We start from the raw sequence: 18,505 nt of genomic DNA, 5'->3' as shown, positions 1-18,505 counted from the left end.
ATGGTGCCGAAGGCCGGACTCGAACCGGCACGTATTTCTACGGTTGATTTTGAATCAACTGCGTCTACCGATTTCGCCACTCCGGCACGGAAGGGATGCGGAAAACGTTGTGGATTATACCTGTCATGCGCCGCCATGCAAGCGTCAGCGTGCGTATGGCTCGCTAAGTGTTGAAAATTTCAGCATTACCTTTCGGAGCTGCAATCAACATCACGGTTTAGTCCCCGCAATAACCTCCTTAAGCCCCCGTTCTGCGAAGCGTCCCGTTTCCCCATGCTCTACACTTCCAATTCAACACCACACTGAGGGAAACACGATGTCGATGATAAAAAGTTACGCCGCAAAATCGGCGGGCCGCGAACTCGAACTCTATGAATATGATGCGGGCGAGCTTAAGCCGGAAGATGTCGAGGTACAGGTCGATTACTGCGGTATCTGCCATTCCGATTTGTCGATGATCGACAACGAATGGGGGTTCTCTCAGTATCCGCTGGTTGCCGGGCATGAGGTGATTGGTCGCGTGGCCGCGCTCGGCAGCGCGGCGCAGGATAAGGGTCTGAAAGTTGGCCAGCGCGTCGGCGTTGGCTGGACGGCGCGCAGCTGCGGGCATTGCGACGCCTGTATCAGCGGTAATCAGATTAACTGCCTGCAAGGTTCCGTTCCCACGATTCTCAATCGCGGTGGCTTTGCCGAGAAGCTGCGGGCCGACTGGCAGTGGGTGATCCCGCTGCCGGATAGCATCGACCTGGCGGCGGCTGGCCCATTGCTGTGCGGCGGTATCACGGTGTTCAAACCGCTACTGATGCACCACATCACTGCCACCAGCCGCGTCGGGGTGATCGGCATCGGCGGCCTGGGGCATATCGCCATTAAGCTGTTACACGCGATGGGCTGCGAGGTGACCGCGTTCAGCTCCAATCCGGCGAAAGAGCAGGAGGTGCTGGCGATGGGAGCGGATAAGGTGGTCAACAGCCGCGATCCGGATGCGCTAAAAGCGCTGGCGGGCCAGTTCGATCTCATCATTAACACGGTTAACGTCGACCTCGACTGGCAGCCCTATTTTGAAGCGCTGGCCTACGGCGGTAATTTCCATACCGTCGGTGCGGTGCTGAAACCGTTGCCGGTGCCAGCATTTACCTTAATTGCCGGCGATCGTAGCATCTCCGGTTCGGCGACCGGTACGCCCTTCGAACTGCGTAAACTGATGAAGTTTGCCGGGCGCAGCAAGGTGTCGCCGACTACCGAACTGTACCCGATGTCGCAAATTAACGAAGCTATCCAGCACGTGCGCGACGGCAAAGCCCGCTACCGCGTGGTGCTGAAAGCCGACTTCTGATGCAGGGCTCAGTCCCGCAAGGGGCTGGGCCTATTGCCCGCTACGAAACGCAAGCACTGCCAGGCGGCACTGTTCCGTCACATGCTCGATGTCATGGTTCACATCGATGCGGGCAATATCGCGTTCATCTTCCTGCGGACATTCCAGCGCGTCGAACTGGCTTTTTAACAAGCCCACCGGCATAAAATGCCCTGCCCGACGCTGCATGCGTGCCAGAATGGTCTCGTAATCACCATCCAGCCACAGAAAATGCACATTCGGGCTGCCCTGCCGCAATATATCGCGGTACTGTTTTTTTAATGATGAGCAGACAATAAATCCGGTCTCATTCTTTTTATATAAACTGTATGAGGCATCATTTAATCGCGCTAACCAGGGAAGTCTGTCCTCATCGGTTAATGGAATACCCTCAGACATTTTATCAATATTTTTAGCTGGATGAAGATCGTCGCCATCAATGAATTTAGCCGATAATACAGCGGCAATTTTGCTACCGATTAAAGATTTACCGCTCCCCGAAACGCCCATCAAAATATAACTTTCCCCGGCCATCAAAAAACTCCAGATTTATATTCCATGAGGCGATACTACGCCTTGCACATTGCAGAATTCACCTTTTTTCGGCACGACCGCACAGATTTACAAGGCGCATCACGTTATGCGTAACATTGTAGTGTAACAATTTTCCAGCGTGACTTACTTCACAAATAATAATAATTAAAACCGCTTAAATGCTGTCGAGGTTACTACCTGACCAGTGAGGCATTTATGCAAGTCAAAACCCAATCCTGCGTTGTCGCGGGTAAGAAAACTGTTGCCGTTACCGACCAAAATATTGAATGGGATAATAAAGGGACACTAGTAAAAATTACCCGCGGTGGTATTTGCGGGTCCGATTTACATTATTATCAGGAAGGAAAAGTCGGTAATTTCACTGTTAAAGCGCCGATGATTTTAGGCCATGAAGTTATTGGTAAAGTGGTGCACAGCGACTCCAAAGAATTACATGAAGGTCAGTCAGTGGCGATTAATCCGTCGAAGCCGTGCGGCCACTGTAAATATTGTCTGCAACATGAAGAAAACCAGTGCACGGAAATGCGCTTTTTTGGTAGCGCCATGTATTTTCCCCATGTCGACGGCGGTTTTACCCGGTTTAAAACCGTCGATACCACGCAGTGTATTCCCTACCCCCAAGAGGCCGATGAAAAAGTCATGGCCTTTGCCGAACCACTGGCGGTCGCGATCCACGCCGCGCATGAAGCGGGCGACCTGCAGGGCAAGCGCGTGTTTATCTCCGGCGTCGGTCCTATCGGCTGCCTGATCGTCAGCGCGGTAAAAACGCTCGGTGCGGCAGAGATTGTCTGTGCTGATATCAGCCCGCGTTCGCTGTCGCTGGCCCAGCAGATGGGGGCCGACGCGCTGATTAATCCGCAGCAGGACTCGCTCGAGGAGTGGAAAAAAGAGAAAGGCTACTTCGACGTTAGCTTCGAAGTCTCCGGTCATCCGTCCTCAATCACCACCTGTCTGGAAGTGACACGCGCAAAAGGCGTGATGGTGCAGGTCGGCATGGGCGGCGCAGTGCCGGACTTCCCGATGATGATGCTGATCGGCAAAGAAATCGCGCTCAAAGGTTCGTTCCGCTTTACCACCGAGTTCAACACCGCGGTGTCGTGGCTGGCGAATAACGTTATCGATCCGCTGCCGTTACTCAGCGCCGAATATCCATTTACCGAGCTTGAACAAGCGCTGATCTTCGCCGGGGACAAAACCCAGGCGGCAAAGGTCCAGCTCGTTTTTGCAGAAACAAAATAAGGAATAACATGATGAACGATCTTTTTTCACTGGACGGCAAAAACATTCTGATCACCGGTTCGGCTCAGGGTATTGGTTATTTACTGGCGACCGGCCTGGGTAAATACGGCGCGCAGATTATCGTCAATGATATTACGCCAGAGCGCGCGGAGGCCGCCGTCGCCAAACTGCAGCAGGAAGGGATCCGCGCCGTTGCCGCGGCATTTAATGTTACGCAGAAACAGGACATTGATGCCGCCATCGAGCATATCGAAAAAGACATTGGCCAAATTGATGTGCTGGTGAATAACGCCGGTATCCAGCGCCGCCATCCCTTTACCGAGTTCCCGGAACAGGACTGGAACGATGTGATTGCCGTTAACCAGACGGCGGTGTTCCTGGTCTCGCAGGCGGTCACTCGCCGCATGGTGGAGCGCCAGGCCGGGAAGGTCATCAACATCTGTTCCATGCAGAGCGAACTGGGCCGCGACACCATTACGCCGTACGCTGCCTCCAAAGGCGCGGTAAAAATGCTCACCCGCGGAATGTGCGTTGAGCTGGCGCGCCACAATATCCAGGTCAACGGTATCGCGCCGGGCTACTTCAAAACCGAGATGACCAAAGCGTTGGTCGAGGATGAAGCCTTTACCGCCTGGCTGTGCAAACGTACGCCAGCCGCGCGCTGGGGCGATCCGCAGGAGCTGATTGGCGCGGCGGTATTTCTCTCTTCCAAAGCATCCGATTTTGTTAACGGGCACCTGTTGTTCGTCGATGGCGGCATGCTGGTCGCCGTCTGATACAACACAACGCAACATCACGCAGCGCCCAGGCGCTGCCTTTTGGCACCCACCCGAAATCATTCGAGTTGCAGGACAAAATGCCAAAAGCATTTTGTCCTGCAACTTGAAGTATGACGGGGATATAAGAGAAACGATTATGCCATTAATAATAATTGCGGCAGGCGTCGCGCTGCTTCTGGTCCTGATGATTGGCTTTAAAGTTAACGGCTTTATTGCGCTGGTCCTGGTGGCGGCGGTCGTCGGTTTTGCCGAAGGGATGGATGCCCAGGCCGTTCTGCACTCTATACAAAATGGGATCGGCGGTACGCTCGGCGGGCTGGCGATGATCCTCGGGTTTGGCGCGATGCTCGGCAAGCTGATCTCCGATACCGGCGCAGCCCAGCGCATCGCCACCACGCTGATTGACACGTTCGGTAAGAAACGTGTGCAGTGGGCGCTGGTGATCACCGGTCTGGTCGTCGGTCTGGCGATGTTCTTCGAAGTCGGCTTTGTTCTGCTGCTGCCGCTGGTATTTACGGTGGTGGCCTCTTCCGGTCTGCCGCTGCTGTATGTCGGCGTGCCGATGGTGGCGGCGCTGTCCGTAACCCACTGTTTCCTGCCGCCGCATCCGGGCCCCACCGCGATTGCCACCATTTTCGAGGCCAATCTCGGCACCACCCTGCTGTACGGCTTTATTATTACCATCCCGACGGTAATTGTCGCCGGGCCGCTGTTTTCTAAACTGCTAACCCGCTTTGAGAAAGCGCCGCCGGAAGGGTTATTCAACCCGCATCTGTTCACCGAAGAAGAGATGCCGTCGTTCTGGAACAGTATCTTTGCGGCGGTTATCCCGGTCATACTGATGGCGGTGGCGGCGGTATGTGAAATTACGCTGCCGAAGTCCAACAGCGTGCGGGTATTCTTTGAGTTTATCGGCAACCCTGCGGTCGCCTTGTTTATCGCCATCGTGCTGGCCATTTTTACCCTTGGTCGACGTAACGGACGGACGATCGAGCAAATTATGGATATCATTGGCGACTCTATCGGCGCAATCGCGATGATTGTGTTCATCATTGCCGGGGGCGGTGCGTTTAAGCAGGTACTGGTCGACAGCGGCGTGGGGCAGTATATCTCGCACCTGATGACCGGCACGTCGCTCTCTCCGCTGCTGATGTGCTGGACGGTCGCCGCGTTGCTGCGTATCGCGCTCGGTTCTGCGACCGTGGCGGCGATCACCACCGCAGGCGTGGTGCTGCCGATTATTAACGTTACTCACGCCGACCCGGCGCTGATGGTGCTGGCAACCGGCGCGGGCAGCGTGATTGCCTCCCACGTTAACGATCCGGGATTCTGGCTGTTTAAAGGCTATTTTAATCTCAGCGTTGGGGAAACATTGCGTACCTGGACGGTGATGGAGACGCTGATTTCCATTATGGGTCTGCTGGGCGTACTGGCGCTGAACGCCATCCTGCATTAAGACGGTCATCACCGGGGAGCACAGGTCAGCGCTCCCCGGCACGGGAGAGAAAATGAGGAACCACAGAATTTCTTTGCAAGATATCGCCACACTGGCGGGCGTGACCAAAATGACGGTGAGCCGCTACATTCGCTCGCCGAAAAAGGTCGCAAAGGAAACCGGTGAACGCATTGCGCAGATTATGGAGGAGATTAATTACATCCCCAACCGCGCGCCCGCGATGCTGCTGAATGCGCAAAGCTATACGCTCGGCGTGCTGATCCCCTCGTTTCAAAACCAGCTGTTCGCTGACATTCTGGCCGGTATTGAGTCGGTCACCTCGGACCATAACTATCAGACGCTGATCGCCAACTACAATTATGACCGGGAATCCGAGGAAGAGTCGGTGATCAACCTGCTGTCGTACAATATCGACGGCATTATTCTGTCCGAGAAATATCACACTCTGCGCACGGTTAAATTTCTGCGTTCAGCCAATATTCCGGTGGTCGAGCTGATGGATATTCAGGGTGACCGTCTGGACATGGAGGTGGGCTTTGATAACCGTCAGGCGGCGTTTGATATGGTCAGCACCATGCTGGATAAACGCCCGCGCCGCAAAATCCTCTATCTGGGTTCGAAAGACGACGTCCGCGATGAACAGCGCTATCGCGGTTATTGTGATGCCATGACGCGTCGGGGTCTGTCGCCACTGCGCGTTAATCCGCGTTCTATTTCGTCCATTCATCTCGGCACCCAGATGATGCGGGACGCGCTCGCCGCGCATCCGGATTTAGACGGCGTCTTTTGCACCAACGACGATATTGCGATGGGCGCGCTGCTGCTGTGCCGCGAACGCGAGCTGGCCGTTCCGGAACAGATCTCGATTGCTGGTTTTCACGGACTGGAAATGGGGCGGCAGATGATCCCAAGCCTCGCCAGCGTGATCACCCCGCGTTTCGACATTGGCCGTATGGCGGCGCAGATGTTGCTGAGCAAAATCAAGAACAACGACCATAACCACAACACCGTGGATTTGGGGTATCAGATTTATCACGGCCATACGCTTTAAGATTTTTTATCTCCCTTGCTCATACTTTCTTTCATTCATATTGCCTATACTCCAGGCAGGATAAATGGAGGAAATCTCAATGAGCGCACCCCTGCTAATCGCCCGCACGCCGGACACCGAACTGTTTTTACTCCCAGGCATGGCCAACCGTCACGGGCTGATTACCGGCGCGACCGGGACCGGTAAAACCGTCACGCTACAGAAACTGGCCGAATCGCTGTCTGAGATTGGCGTGCCGGTATTTATGGCCGACGTAAAAGGTGACTTAACCGGCGTAGCGCAGGAAGGACAAGCCTCTGAAAAGCTGCTCGCCCGCCTGAAAAACATCGGCATTACCGACTGGCAACCGCATGCGAATCCGGTCACGGTGTGGGATATCTTCGGCGAAAAAGGCCACCCGGTGCGGGCCACGGTCTCTGACCTCGGGCCGCTGCTGCTGGCGCGTCTGCTGAATCTCAACGATGTGCAGTCCGGCGTGCTGGATATTATCTTCCGTATTGCCGATGACCAGGGTCTGTTGCTGCTCGATTTCAAAGATCTGCGGGCCATTACGCAGTACATCGGCGATAACGCTAAATCGTTCCAGAACCAGTACGGCAACATCAGCAGCGCATCGGTGGGCGCTATCCAGCGCGGACTGTTGTCACTGGAACAACAGGGAGCGGCGCACTTCTTTGGCGAGCCGATGCTGGATATCAAAGACTGGATGCGCACTGACGCCAGCGGTAAAGGGGTAATCAACATCCTCAGCGCCGAGAAGCTGTACCAGATGCCCAAACTGTACGCCGCCAGCCTGCTGTGGATGCTCTCCGAACTGTATGAACAACTGCCGGAAGCCGGCGATCTGGAGAAGCCAAAACTGGTGTTCTTCTTCGACGAAGCCCATTTGTTGTTCAACGACGCCCCGCAGGTATTGCTGGATAAAATTGAACAGGTAATCCGCCTGATCCGCTCGAAAGGGGTCGGCGTGTGGTTCGTTTCGCAAAACCCGTCCGATATTCCGGACAACGTACTCGGGCAGTTGGGGAACCGCGTGCAACATGCCCTGCGCGCCTTCACGCCGAAAGATCAGAAAGCGGTGAAAACCGCGGCGCAAACTATGCGCGCCAATCCGGCATTTGATACCGAAAAAGCCATTCAGGAGTTGGGTACCGGCGAAGCGCTCATTTCCTTCCTCGATGCCAAAGGTAGCCCCTCAGTGGTGGAACGGGCGATGGTAATTGCGCCGTGCTCGCGCATGGGACCGGTAACCGACGACGAGCGCAACGGGCTGATTAATCACTCCTCATTGTACGGAAAATATGAGGAAGAAGTCGACCGTGAGTCCGCTTATGAGCGTTTACAGCAAGGCGTACAGGCCAGCACCGAGCAGCAAAATACGCCTCCCGCCAACGGGAAAGCGATCGACGTGGATGGCGGTATTCTCGGGGGGTTGAAAGATATTCTGTTTGGCAGCACCGGACCACGCGGCGGTAAGCGCGATGGCGTAGTACAGAGCGTGGCGAAAAGCGCGGCGCGACAGGTCACTAATCAGATAATTCGCGGCATGTTGGGAAGTTTGATGGGCGGCAGAAAACGCTAGCAGTGAAACGCCCCTCCCGCACTACGGGAGGGGCGGATATTACGACTTACGCAGCATCAACCACAGGCTTATCAGGAAGAAGCTGGCGCTAGGCAGCAACGCGCCGATAATCGGCGGAATGCCGTACACCAGCGTTAATGGGCCAAAGATTTGGTCCAGCACATAGAACACAAAACCGAAGCTAATCCCTGTCACTACGCGCACGCCCATCGGGACGCTACGCAGCGGGCCAAAGATAAACGACAGCGCCATCAGCATCATGACCGCCACGGAAAGCGGCTGGAAGACTTTGCTCCACATATTGAGCTGGTAACGTCCGGCGTCCTGGCCGCTCGACTTCAGATACTTCACGTAGTTATGCAGACCGCTAATCGAGAGCGCATCAGGATCCAGCGCGACGACGCCGAGCTTGTCCGGCGTAAGGTTGGTTTTCCAGGTCCCGCTCACCATCTGCGAACCAGTGATTTGCTTTGGATCGGTCAGGTTAGATTCATCCACCTGCGACAGACGCCACACCTTCTGCTCCGGGTCAAACGTCGCGCTCGCGGCATAGCGAACGGACTGCAAACGACGTTTATCATTAAAGGAGTAGATACTAATTCCGCCTAACTCGGCGTCGCCTTTCACCCGCTCGATGTAGACAAAGCTGTCACCATCTTTCGCCCACAACCCCTGCTGCGTAGAGAGCAGCGAGCCACCGTACATCTGCTGGGCACGATAGTTACGCGCCATCTGTTCGCCCTGCGGCGCCACCCATTCACCGATGGCCATCGTCAACAGCACCAGCGGAATCGCGGTTTTCATTACCGACAGCGCCACCTGCATACGGGTAAAGCCGGAAGCCTGCATTACCACCAGTTCACTGCGCTGAGCCAACATGCCCAGCCCCAACAACGCGCCGAGCAGCGCCGCCATCGGGAAGAAAATCTGGATATCTTTTGGTGCGCTGAGTAGGGTATACAGCCCGGCGCCCATCGCATCGTAGCTCCCCTGCCCGGCTTTTTTAAGCTGGTCGACGAACTTGATGATCCCGGAGAGCGACACCAGCATGAACAACGTCATCATGATGGTGGTGAAAATGGTTTTACCGATATAGCGGTCAAGTACACCAAAGGGCTGCATTATACCGCTCCTTTACGCATAAAACGGGCACGCAAGCGGCGCATAGGCACCGTATCCCAGAGGTTAAGTACAATCGCCAGCGCCAGATACGCCAGGTTAACCGTCCACATCCAGAACACCGGATCCAGCTTACCTTTGCCGCCGTTCGACTTCAGGGATGTCTGGACCAGGAAGAACAGCAAATAGAGCAGCATGGCGGGCAGCATCGACAGTACGCGCCCCTGACGCGGGTTCACCACGCTCAGCGGTACGACCATCAGCGCCATCATAAATACGGTGAATACTAACGTGATACGCCAGGTCAGCTCCGCGCGAGCACGATCGTTGTCGGTCGTCCACAGCGTACGCATATCCATCTGGTCGGTATCGTTTGGATCCAGCGCCACAGCCTGATGGCCAATAATCGCCTGATAATCCTGGAAGTCAGTGATGCGGAAATCACGCAGCAGCGCAGTCCCTTCAAAGCGCGTGCCCTGGTTCAGCGTCACGACCTGGGAGCCATCGCGCATCTGGGTAAGATGTCCGGAATCAGCCACCACCACCGAAGGACGGGCATTACCTTTCGGGCGGATTTGCGCGAGGAATACATCTTTGAAGTTGCTGCCGTCAACGCTTTCGATAAACAGCACCGAACCGCCGTTAGTCGCCTGCTGGAATTGCCCCTGAGCAAGCGCAGCCATGCCGGGGTTAGCTTTCGCTTCCGCCAGCACTTCGTCCTGATGCCTGGAGGACCATGGTCCGGCCCACATCACGTTAACCGCCGCAATAATACTGGTAAACAACGCCAGCACCATCGCCGCTTTCACGAGCACAGCCTTGCTCAGCCCACAGGCGTGCATGACCGTAATTTCACTTTCGGTATACAGTTTGCCCAGCGTCATCAGCAGCCCGAGGAACAGGCTTAAGGGCAAGATAAGTTGCGCCATTTCTGGCACGCCCAGCCCCAGCAGCGAGAGCACCAGATTCGCCGGGATATCACCGTCAACCGCCGCACCAAGGATCCTGACTAACTTTTGACAAAAGAAGATCAAAAGCAGGATGAAAAGGATCGCAAGTTGGCTTTTGAGCGTTTCCCGAACCAGATATCTTATGATTATCACTTTAAATACGCCCGTAAAAACCCGTCTTTTGCCGGAATTTAGCTTGTTTCATGGCTTAAACGTCATTTATTCTCTTGAGTCGTCGAAATCGTCGCTAAGATCATTATACTCAACGGATCCACCTCTCAGAAATTGTTCTGACGTGCCAATGCCGTAATAACGTTAAGATTAACACGAAGTCACCGCAACAGCGGGAATGAGTTACGAAAGCTTGCAATTCTATCCGTAGCCACCGCCGTTGTCTTTAAGATTCAGGAGCGTAGTGCATGGAGTTCAGTGTAAAAAGCGGTAGCCCGGAGAAACAGCGGAGTGCCTGCATCGTTGTGGGCGTCTTTGAACCACGCCGCCTCTCTCCGATTGCAGAGCAGCTCGACAAGATCAGCGACGGGTACATCAGCGCACTGCTGCGTCGTGGCGAACTGGAAGGCAAACCGGGTCAAACCCTGTTGCTGCACCATGTTCCTAATGTCCTGTCTGAGCGAATTCTCCTCATCGGTTGTGGTAAAGAGCGTGAGCTTGATGAACGTCAGTATAAGCAGGTCATTCAGAAAACTATAAATACCCTGAATGATACAGGCTCGATGGAAGCCGTCTGTTTCCTGACTGAGCTGCACGTCAAAGGCCGCAATAACTACTGGAAAGTACGTCAGGCCGTTGAGACGGCCCAGGAAACGCTGTACAGCTTTGATCAGTTGAAGACTAACAAAAGCGAACCACGTCGTCCGCTGCGTAAAATGGTCTTCAACGTACCGACCCGCCGCGAACTGACCAGCGGTGAACGTGCCATTCAGCACGGCCTGGCGATTGCCGCCGGGATCAAAGCGGCAAAAGATCTCGGTAATATGCCGCCGAATATCTGTAACGCCGCCTACCTGGCTTCTCAGGCGCGTCAGTTGGCTGACAGCTATAGCAAAAATGTTGTCACTCGCGTCATCGGTGAGCAGCAGATGAAAGAGCTGGGCATGCACTCCTATCTTGCGGTCGGCAATGGTTCGCAAAATGAATCGCTGATGTCGGTGATTGAGTATAAAGGTGTCGAATCCGAAGACGTACGCCCGATCGTGTTGGTGGGTAAAGGGTTAACCTTTGACTCCGGCGGTATCTCCATCAAACCTGCCGAAGGTATGGATGAGATGAAATACGACATGTGCGGCGCGGCAGCGGTTTACGGCGTGATGCGCATGGTGGCGGAGCTACAGTTGCCAATCAACGTCGTCGGCGTACTGGCGGGCTGCGAAAACATGCCGGGCGGCCGCGCGTATCGCCCAGGCGATGTGCTGACGACCATGTCTGGTCAAACCGTTGAAGTACTGAACACCGATGCTGAAGGCCGTCTGGTACTGTGCGACGTGTTAACCTACGTCGAGCGTTTTGAACCGGAAGCGGTCATTGATGTGGCAACGCTGACCGGCGCGTGCGTGATTGCATTGGGCCATCACATCACCGGCCTGATGTCGAACCACAATCCGCTGGCGCACGAGCTGATCGGTGCTTCCGAGCAGGCGGGCGACCGCGCGTGGCGTCTGCCGTTGGGTGATGAATTCCAGGAACAACTGGAGTCCAACTTTGCGGATATGGCCAACATCGGCGGCCGTCCTGGCGGCGCTATCACCGCGGGCTGCTTCCTGTCGCGCTTTACCCGTAAATATAACTGGGCGCACCTGGACATCGCGGGTACCGCATGGCGTTCCGGTAAAGCCAAAGGCGCCACCGGTCGTCCGGTAGCGCTGCTGTCGCAGTTCCTGCTCAATCGCGCCGGATTTAACGGCGACGAGTAATGTGTAAATGCCGGATGGCGCTACGCTTATCCGGCCTACAAAGCAGCAAGCTGTAGGCCTGATAAGACGCGCGAGCGTTGCCATCAGGCGATAAGGCCGGGTCACCCGGCCTTGTATTTAAATCCACCACAAGAAGCCCCATATATGAAGAATGCGACGTTCTATCTTCTGGATAATGACACTACCGTTGATGGCTTAAGCGCCGTCGAGCAACTGGTGTGTGAAATTGCCGCAGAACGTTGGCGTGCTGGCAAGCGCGTGCTGATCGCCTGCGAAAACGAAAAGCAGGCCTTTCGCCTTGATGAAGCCCTGTGGGCAAGACCGGCAGAAAGCTTCGTGCCGCATAATCTGGCGGGTGAAGGTCCCAGAGGCGGCTCGCCGGTAGAGATTGCCTGGCCGGAAAAACGCAACAGCAGCCCGCGCGACCTGCTAATCAGTTTGCGCGTTGGCTTTGCAGATTTTGCCACCGCTTTCACAGAAGTGATAGACTTCGTCCCTTACGAAGATTCTTTGAAACAATCGGCACGCGATCGCTACAAAGCATACCGCGTGGCTGGTTTTAACCTGAATACGGCAACCTGGAAATAATGGAAAAGACATATAACCCACAAGATATCGAACAGCCGCTTTACGAGCACTGGGAAAAGCAGGGCTATTTCAAACCTAACGGCGATGAAAGCAAAGAGTCCTTCTGCATCATGATCCCGCCGCCGAACGTCACCGGCAGTTTGCATATGGGTCATGCTTTCCAGCAAACCATCATGGACACCATGATCCGCTACCAGCGCATGCAGGGCAAAAACACCCTGTGGCAGGCCGGTACCGACCACGCGGGTATCGCGACCCAGATGGTGGTTGAGCGTAAGATTGCCGCTGAAGAAGGTAAAACTCGTCACGACTACGGTCGCGAAGCGTTTATCGACAAAATCTGGCAGTGGAAAGCGGAATCTGGCGGCACCATTACCCGTCAGATGCGCCGTCTCGGCAACTCCGTTGACTGGGAGCGCGAGCGCTTCACCATGGACGAAGGTCTTTCCAATGCCGTGAAAGAAGTCTTTGTTCGCCTGTACAAAGAAGACCTGATTTACCGTGGCAAACGCCTGGTGAACTGGGACCCGAAACTGCGCACCGCCATCTCTGACCTGGAAGTGGAAAACCGCGAGTCCAAAGGCTCAATGTGGCACATCCGCTATCCGCTGGCCGACGGCGTGAAGACCGCAGACGGTAAAGATTACCTGGTCGTCGCTACCACTCGTCCGGAAACTATTCTCGGGGATACCGGCGTGGCCGTTAACCCGGAAGATCCGCGCTACAAAGATCTGATCGGTAAATTCGTTGTCCTGCCGCTGGTTGACCGCCGTATTCCGATCGTGGGCGACGAACACGCCGACATGGAAAAAGGCACCGGCTGCGTGAAGATCACTCCGGCGCACGACTTTAATGACTACGAAGTCGGGAAACGTCACGGCCTGCCGATGATCAACATTCTGACCTTTGACGGCGACATCCGTGAAACTGCGGAAGTGTACGACACCAAAGGCGAAGAGTCCGACGTTTACTCCAACGCGATTCCGGCTGAATTCCAGAAGCTGGAACGCTTTGCCGCGCGTAAAGCGATCGTCGCAGCCGTTGACGCCCTGGGTCTGCTGGAAGAGATCAAACCGCACGACCTGACCGTTCCTTACGGCGACCGTGGCGGCGTGGTTATCGAACCGATGCTGACCGACCAGTGGTACGTCCGTGCCGACGTGCTGGCGAAACCGGCGGTTGAAGCCGTTGAAAACGGCAGCATTCAGTTCGTGCCGAAGCAGTACGAAAACATGTACTTCTCCTGGATGCGTGATATTCAGGACTGGTGTATCTCTCGTCAGCTGTGGTGGGGTCACCGTATCCCGGCATGGTACGACAACGACGGCAACGTTTATGTAGGCCGTACCGAAGACGAAGTCCGCCAGGAAAACAACCTCGGCGCCGACGTTGCGCTGCGTCAGGACGAAGACGTTCTCGATACCTGGTTCTCCTCCGCGCTGTGGACTTTCTCCACCCTCGGCTGGCCGGAAAACACCGACGCGCTGCGTCAGTTCCACCCAACCAGCGTGATGGTTTCCGGCTTCGACATCATCTTCTTCTGGATTGCCCGCATGATCATGATGACCATGCACTTCATCAAAGATGAAAACGGCAAGCCGCAGGTGCCGTTCCATACCGTCTACATGACCGGTCTGATCCGTGACGACGAAGGCCAGAAGATGTCCAAATCCAAGGGTAACGTCATTGACCCGCTGGATATGGTCGACGGCATCTCCCTGCCGGAACTGCTGGAAAAACGTACCGGCAACATGATGCAGCCGCAGCTGGCTGAGAAGATTGCCAAACGTACCGAGAAGCAGTTCCCGAACGGCATTGAGCCGCACGGCACCGACGCCCTGCGCTTTACCCTAGCCGCGCTGGCCTCGACCGGCCGCGACATCAACTGGGATATGAAGCGCCTGGAAGGTTACCGTAACTTCTGTAACAAGCAGTGGAACGCCAGCCGCTTTGTGCTGATGAACACTGAAGGTCAGGATTGCGGCTTCAACGGCGGCGAAATGACCCTGTCGCTGGCAGACCGCTGGATCCTGGCTGAATTCAACCAGACCGTTAAAGCGTACCGCGAAGCGCTGGATAACTTCCGCTTCGATATCGCCGCGGGCATTCTGTACGAATTCACCTGGAACCAGTTCTGTGACTGGTATCTGGAGCTGACCAAACCGGTGATGACCGGAGGTTCCGAGTCTGAACTGCGCGGCACCCGCAATACTCTGGTCACCGTGCTGGAAGGTCTGCTGCGCCTGGCGCATCCGATCATCCCGTTCATCACCGAAACCATCTGGCAGCGCGTGAAGGTCATTTGCGGTATTACCGCTGACACCATCATGCTGCAGCCGTTCCCGGAATATAACGCCGCGCAGGTTGATGAAGCCGCGCTGGCCGATACCGAATGGCTGAAGCAGGCGATCGTCGCCGTACGTAATATCCGTGCGGAAATGAACATCGCGCCGGGCAAACCGCTGGAGCTGCTGCTGCGTGGTTGCAGCGCTGACGCGATGCGTCGTGTGAACGACAACCGTAGCTTCCTGCTGAACCTGGCGCGTCTGGAAAGCATCACCGTGCTGCCTGCCGATGACAAAGGTCCGGTTTCCGTGACCAAAATCATCGACGGCGCCGAACTGCTGATTCCGATGGCTGGCCTCATCAACAAAGAAGATGAGCTGGCGCGTCTGGCGAAAGAAGTGGCGAAAATCGAAGGTGAGATTGCCCGTATCGAAGGCAAACTTTCCAACGAAGGTTTCGTCGCTCGTGCGCCGGAAGCGGTGATCGCCAAAGAGCGTGAGAAGCTGGACGGTTACGCGGAAGCGAAAGCGAAGCTGATTGAGCAGCAGGCGGTTATCGCCGCGCTGTAATCATCGTGCCCGTATATTTGCCGGATGGCGCTGCGCTTATCCGGCCAACGGGCAGCGTCAACGTAGGTCGGATAAGCGTAACGCATCCGACACCACTGACGAATAAAAAGCCTCTGAGCGTGTGCATCAGAGGCTTTTTATTGAATTATCATCGCTTGCACTTCCCCTCCCCGCAGTGTTATTAACTGCATATGTTCCACGTTTCTGTCATGAGTTCGCTATGAGTGTTACTACCCCTGTCTTTGCGACGCTGCGTCGTCTTACCGCCGACGATAACGCCGCCATCGCCCGCGTTATCCGCCAGGTTTCCGCCGAATACGGGCTTACCGCTGATAAAGGCTATACCGTGGCCGACCCAAATCTGGATGAACTGTTCCAGGTTTACAGCCAGCCGGGCGCAGCCTATTGGGTCGTTGAGCAGAATGGTCAGGTGGTGGGCGGCGGCGGCGTCGCGCCGTTAGGCTGTAGCGAGCCGGACATTTGCGAGCTGCAGAAGATGTATTTCCTGTCGAGCGTACGCGGCCAGGGGCTGGCGAAAAAGCTGGCGCTGATGGCGCTGGATCACGCCCGTGAGCAGGGTTTTAAGCAGTGCTATCTGGAAACGACCGCGTTTCTGACCGAGGCTATTCGCCTGTATGAACATTTAGGCTTTGAGCACATCAGCGAAGCGCTGGGCTGTACCGGGCACGTGGATTGTGAAGTGCGGATGTTAAAGCCCCTCTGACCTTACGCCGAGGGGCCATATTGACCTTACTGCATCTCAGCCGAAAGCATCAGACGAATCACGCCGGCCGAACGCGCGGTCGGCAGCTTCAACACCTGTGACCAGAGATCCTGCACTATCTCACAGGCAATCTTCTCTTTGCCGACAGCTTTAGTCGGATCGGCCATGATTTGAATATCCGGTCCATAGCGCTGTACCAGGCCAGGGCTGATGCTTTGCAGGTCCTGAAGCGCCAGTTGCTTTTCCTCTGCCGTAACCGTATGTTTTTTCGGTCCGTGAGAGGCGTACATCATGCTCATGTCACTCGCCATACGACGATCCATGATCTCACGCGGAACAAGACGTGCCGGGTTAATCCCACCTTTTACCGCCGGAAACAGGAAGCGGAAGCATTCGTCATCACCTATTTTGGCCACGGCGGCGATCTGCTCAAGATTAATTTTCATATATTCAATGACATTGGCATCAGGAGCTTGCTGCAATCGTGCCATTTGCAACTGAAGAATCTGCGGCTGTATCGCGTCGATAACCTGCTGTTCACTGCTCCCTGCTTTTTTCATCTGCGCTGCCTGGCTGATTATTTTTTGCGTCAGCGCAGGCTCCTGTTCCTTAATCACCTGAAACGCCGGATTAGAGAGCATCGCCTTTTCAAACTGCTGCTCTTCGGTCAGACCATAATCCGGGTTTTCACGTGGGATCAGGTAGTGCACATCAAACAGATTCCACGCAATAATCGCCACCACAAAGACCACCGCGCCAGAGATCTTGCCCAGCCACCCTTTTTTACGGAACATGCCAACGACGATGGCAATCACCACCCCGATATAGCCTGCTAACAATACGTGAGCCCAGTTCATTAACCATCCTTATGCAAAACAATCTCAAGTAAGGAGATATATTTCCCCCTTCGTGTATTTTGATTATTACGGCAGCGGCGGGCGATTTCCAGCCACCAGATTTTGCTAGCGGAAAGGGAGAAGAGGTAAAACGCGCGATGATTGAACAGCGCGCGTCACAGAAGGAATCAAGCCGGTATGCCGCTGTGAAAGCGGAACTCGTCGTCAGGAGAGGTAATCAGCGCGGCTTCGACTTCGCCAAAAAACCGCACCCGGTCGCTGATATCGTCAGCAGAAACCTGCTGCGCCAGCGCCAGATAATCCTGATAGTGCCGTGCCTCGGATCGCAGCAGCGACAGGTAAAACGCCTGCAAATCCGCCTCCAGATACGGCGCCAGCGCGGCAAACCGTTCACAGGAACGGGCTTCGATATACGCCCCGCAAATCAGCTTGTCGATCAGCGTCAGCGGCTCGTGGGTGCGAACCTCTTTGAGCATACCTTTGGCGTAACGACTGGCGGTCATTTTGATGTAAGGGATATTGCGGATCGTCATCGCCTCGCGTACCTGCGAGAAGTGATGCAGCTCTTCTTTGATCAGCAACACCATGCTGTCGATAAGCTTTCGTCCCCACGGGTCGTCGGTTTGCGGCATAACGCTTTTGCTTATCTGTTTATTTAGTGCGATAAAATCCGGCTCATCCCCTTCCCTAAAAGCAAAGGCTTCATAGGGTTTTAGCCAGTCCAGCAGCGCCTGCGATCCCTGTTTATCCGCGGCATACTTACGCACCAGCAGCATTGCCGTTTGCGCCGCTTTCAGTTCGCAGACGAGGTGATCGGTCAGTAATAGCGGCAGATTCGCCGGGTCTCGCGCTTTATCAAGCCAGGCCTGAGGCGTTTTACATTGCAGGAAGTTGTGGATCGGGGAGAGTATTTGCGGGTAATCCATACGTTGTCCTTGGCCTGCGGCAGCCTGGGCTACCGCAGGTCAGCAGATGACTTAGTGACGCACGCCGTCATCATCTTCGTCGACGAAGTCTTCATCGTCGCCATCTTCACCTTCTTCGCCGTTCGGGTCTTCAAAATAGGTGCCCCAACCGTCGTATTCCACTTCAAATTTTTCAGCAAGGTTCATCAGTTGCTCAACCTGAGCGTCAATCAGCTCGGCATTCAGGGCGCATTCGCTGAGGATGTCACAACAAATAACCGTGTCGCCTTCTTCGACTTCAAGCTCTTCCGGCTCGGTCACTTCATAACCCAGCTTGAAGGCTTCTACTGCCGCTTTTTCCAGGGTTTCAAAGTCGTCCGCGGAAAGGTGATGCTCGATAGTGTACAGCGCGTCTGGATCGCTGCCATCTTCGAGTAACTCTTCAATAATCAAGCGTGTTTCTTCACGCTGCTCTTCCAGTAGTTCCGGGTTTGCCATGGCTCGTTCCTCATAATGTCCTGCCGATACTCTTATTGTCACATACCGCTGTCATTGCCTCC

The 18,505-nt window shown here is 55.1% G+C and carries 17 protein-coding genes and 1 tRNA gene; 10 read left to right on the top strand and 8 right to left on the bottom strand.

Features of this window, described 5'->3' with window-relative positions; translation table 11 throughout:
* Window position 1 precedes the first annotated feature (1 nt).
* Window positions 2-86, bottom strand: a tRNA-Leu gene (locus JSN25_RS08165).
* A gap of 230 nt (window positions 87-316) precedes the next feature.
* Here JSN25_RS08165 and ahr point away from each other — a divergent pair.
* A complete protein-coding gene (ahr, locus tag JSN25_RS08160; RefSeq protein WP_204525605.1) occupies window positions 317-1,336 on the top strand; it encodes an NADPH-dependent aldehyde reductase Ahr in 1,020 nt (339 codons plus the stop codon).
* A 30-nt stretch (window positions 1,337-1,366) separates the two neighbouring features.
* Here the strand turns inward: ahr and idnK are convergent, their stop codons facing one another.
* Window positions 1,367-1,888, bottom strand: a complete 522-nt coding sequence (gene idnK, locus JSN25_RS08155; RefSeq protein ID WP_121529896.1) for a gluconokinase — start codon at window positions 1,886-1,888, stop codon at window positions 1,367-1,369.
* A gap of 216 nt (window positions 1,889-2,104) precedes the next feature.
* On the opposite strand from idnK, the gene idnD reads away from it, so the two are divergent.
* The 5 genes from idnD to JSN25_RS08130 all read left to right on the top strand — a co-directional run bounded on the left by idnD (window position 2,105) and on the right by JSN25_RS08130 (window position 8,016).
* On the top strand, window positions 2,105-3,148 hold the full coding sequence (gene idnD / locus JSN25_RS08150) for an L-idonate 5-dehydrogenase (protein ID WP_204525604.1): 1,044 nt from the start codon (window positions 2,105-2,107) through the stop codon (window positions 3,146-3,148).
* Window positions 3,149-3,159: 11 nt separating this feature from the next.
* Window positions 3,160-3,924, top strand: coding sequence for a gluconate 5-dehydrogenase (idnO, locus tag JSN25_RS08145; RefSeq protein WP_204525717.1), 765 nt, complete (start codon window positions 3,160-3,162; stop codon window positions 3,922-3,924).
* A 139-nt stretch (window positions 3,925-4,063) separates the two neighbouring features.
* On the top strand, window positions 4,064-5,383 hold the full coding sequence (gene idnT / locus JSN25_RS08140) for a gnt-II system L-idonate transporter (RefSeq protein ID WP_038636794.1): 1,320 nt from the start codon (window positions 4,064-4,066) through the stop codon (window positions 5,381-5,383).
* 52 nt (window positions 5,384-5,435) lie between these two features.
* Window positions 5,436-6,434 carry a DNA-binding transcriptional regulator IdnR gene (gene idnR, locus JSN25_RS08135; protein ID WP_038636791.1) on the top strand — a complete coding sequence of 333 codons (999 nt, stop codon included), beginning with the start codon at window positions 5,436-5,438 and terminating at the stop codon, window positions 6,432-6,434.
* Between the two features lie 79 nt (window positions 6,435-6,513).
* On the top strand, window positions 6,514-8,016 hold the full coding sequence (locus tag JSN25_RS08130) for a helicase HerA-like C-terminal domain-containing protein (RefSeq protein ID WP_085048488.1): 1,503 nt from the start codon (window positions 6,514-6,516) through the stop codon (window positions 8,014-8,016).
* 39 nt (window positions 8,017-8,055) lie between these two features.
* On the opposite strand, the gene lptG is transcribed toward JSN25_RS08130, so the two are convergent.
* The 3 genes from lptG to JSN25_RS22025 all read right to left on the bottom strand — a co-directional run bounded on the left by lptG (window position 8,056) and on the right by JSN25_RS22025 (window position 10,351).
* Window positions 8,056-9,138: an LPS export ABC transporter permease LptG gene (lptG, locus tag JSN25_RS08125; protein WP_038636788.1), complete on the bottom strand. Its 1,083-nt coding sequence runs from the start codon at window positions 9,136-9,138 to the stop codon at window positions 8,056-8,058.
* Window positions 9,138-10,238 carry an LPS export ABC transporter permease LptF gene (gene lptF, locus JSN25_RS08120; protein WP_038636786.1) on the bottom strand — a complete coding sequence of 367 codons (1,101 nt, stop codon included), beginning with the start codon at window positions 10,236-10,238 and terminating at the stop codon, window positions 9,138-9,140. The genes lptG and lptF overlap by 1 nt, the downstream gene beginning before the upstream one ends.
* Window positions 10,239-10,300: 62 nt before the next feature.
* Entirely contained in the window at window positions 10,301-10,351 is a 51-nt protein-coding gene (locus JSN25_RS22025; RefSeq protein ID WP_212723231.1) for a hypothetical protein, read from the bottom strand.
* Window positions 10,352-10,504: 153 nt separating this feature from the next.
* Between JSN25_RS22025 and pepA the strand changes: the two genes are divergently transcribed.
* From pepA to JSN25_RS08100, 4 genes are all read left to right on the top strand, one after another.
* A complete protein-coding gene (gene pepA / locus JSN25_RS08115; protein WP_038636783.1) occupies window positions 10,505-12,016 on the top strand; it encodes a leucyl aminopeptidase in 1,512 nt (503 codons plus the stop codon).
* 144 nt (window positions 12,017-12,160) lie between these two features.
* Window positions 12,161-12,604, top strand: a complete 444-nt coding sequence (gene holC, locus JSN25_RS08110) for a DNA polymerase III subunit chi (RefSeq protein ID WP_038636780.1) — start codon at window positions 12,161-12,163, stop codon at window positions 12,602-12,604.
* A complete protein-coding gene (locus JSN25_RS08105; RefSeq protein WP_204525603.1) occupies window positions 12,604-15,459 on the top strand; it encodes a valine--tRNA ligase in 2,856 nt (951 codons plus the stop codon). Before holC ends, JSN25_RS08105 begins: the two co-directional genes overlap by 1 nt.
* 220 nt (window positions 15,460-15,679) lie before the next feature.
* Window positions 15,680-16,183 carry a GNAT family N-acetyltransferase gene (locus tag JSN25_RS08100; protein WP_038636772.1) on the top strand — a complete coding sequence of 168 codons (504 nt, stop codon included), beginning with the start codon at window positions 15,680-15,682 and terminating at the stop codon, window positions 16,181-16,183.
* Between the two features lie 26 nt (window positions 16,184-16,209).
* Here JSN25_RS08100 and JSN25_RS08095 read toward each other — a convergent pair whose 3' ends face one another.
* From JSN25_RS08095 to rraB, 3 genes are all read right to left on the bottom strand, one after another.
* On the bottom strand, window positions 16,210-17,040 hold the full coding sequence (locus JSN25_RS08095) for a hypothetical protein (protein ID WP_038636769.1): 831 nt from the start codon (window positions 17,038-17,040) through the stop codon (window positions 16,210-16,212).
* A 167-nt stretch (window positions 17,041-17,207) separates the two neighbouring features.
* A complete protein-coding gene (miaE, locus tag JSN25_RS08090) occupies window positions 17,208-17,966 on the bottom strand; it encodes a tRNA isopentenyl-2-thiomethyl-A-37 hydroxylase MiaE (protein ID WP_137351315.1) in 759 nt (252 codons plus the stop codon).
* Window positions 17,967-18,017: 51 nt separating this feature from the next.
* Complete coding sequence (gene rraB, locus JSN25_RS08085; protein WP_005134179.1) at window positions 18,018-18,443, bottom strand: ribonuclease E inhibitor RraB; 426 nt, start codon at window positions 18,441-18,443, stop codon at window positions 18,018-18,020.
* Window positions 18,444-18,505 lie beyond the last annotated feature (62 nt).

It is taken from the genome of Citrobacter cronae (genome assembly GCF_016893685.1).
In the GTDB taxonomy this organism is placed as follows: domain Bacteria; phylum Pseudomonadota; class Gammaproteobacteria; order Enterobacterales; family Enterobacteriaceae; genus Citrobacter; species Citrobacter werkmanii.
Note: the sequence above shows the minus strand (reverse complement) of the source record. Positions and strands in the feature narration are given on the sequence as shown.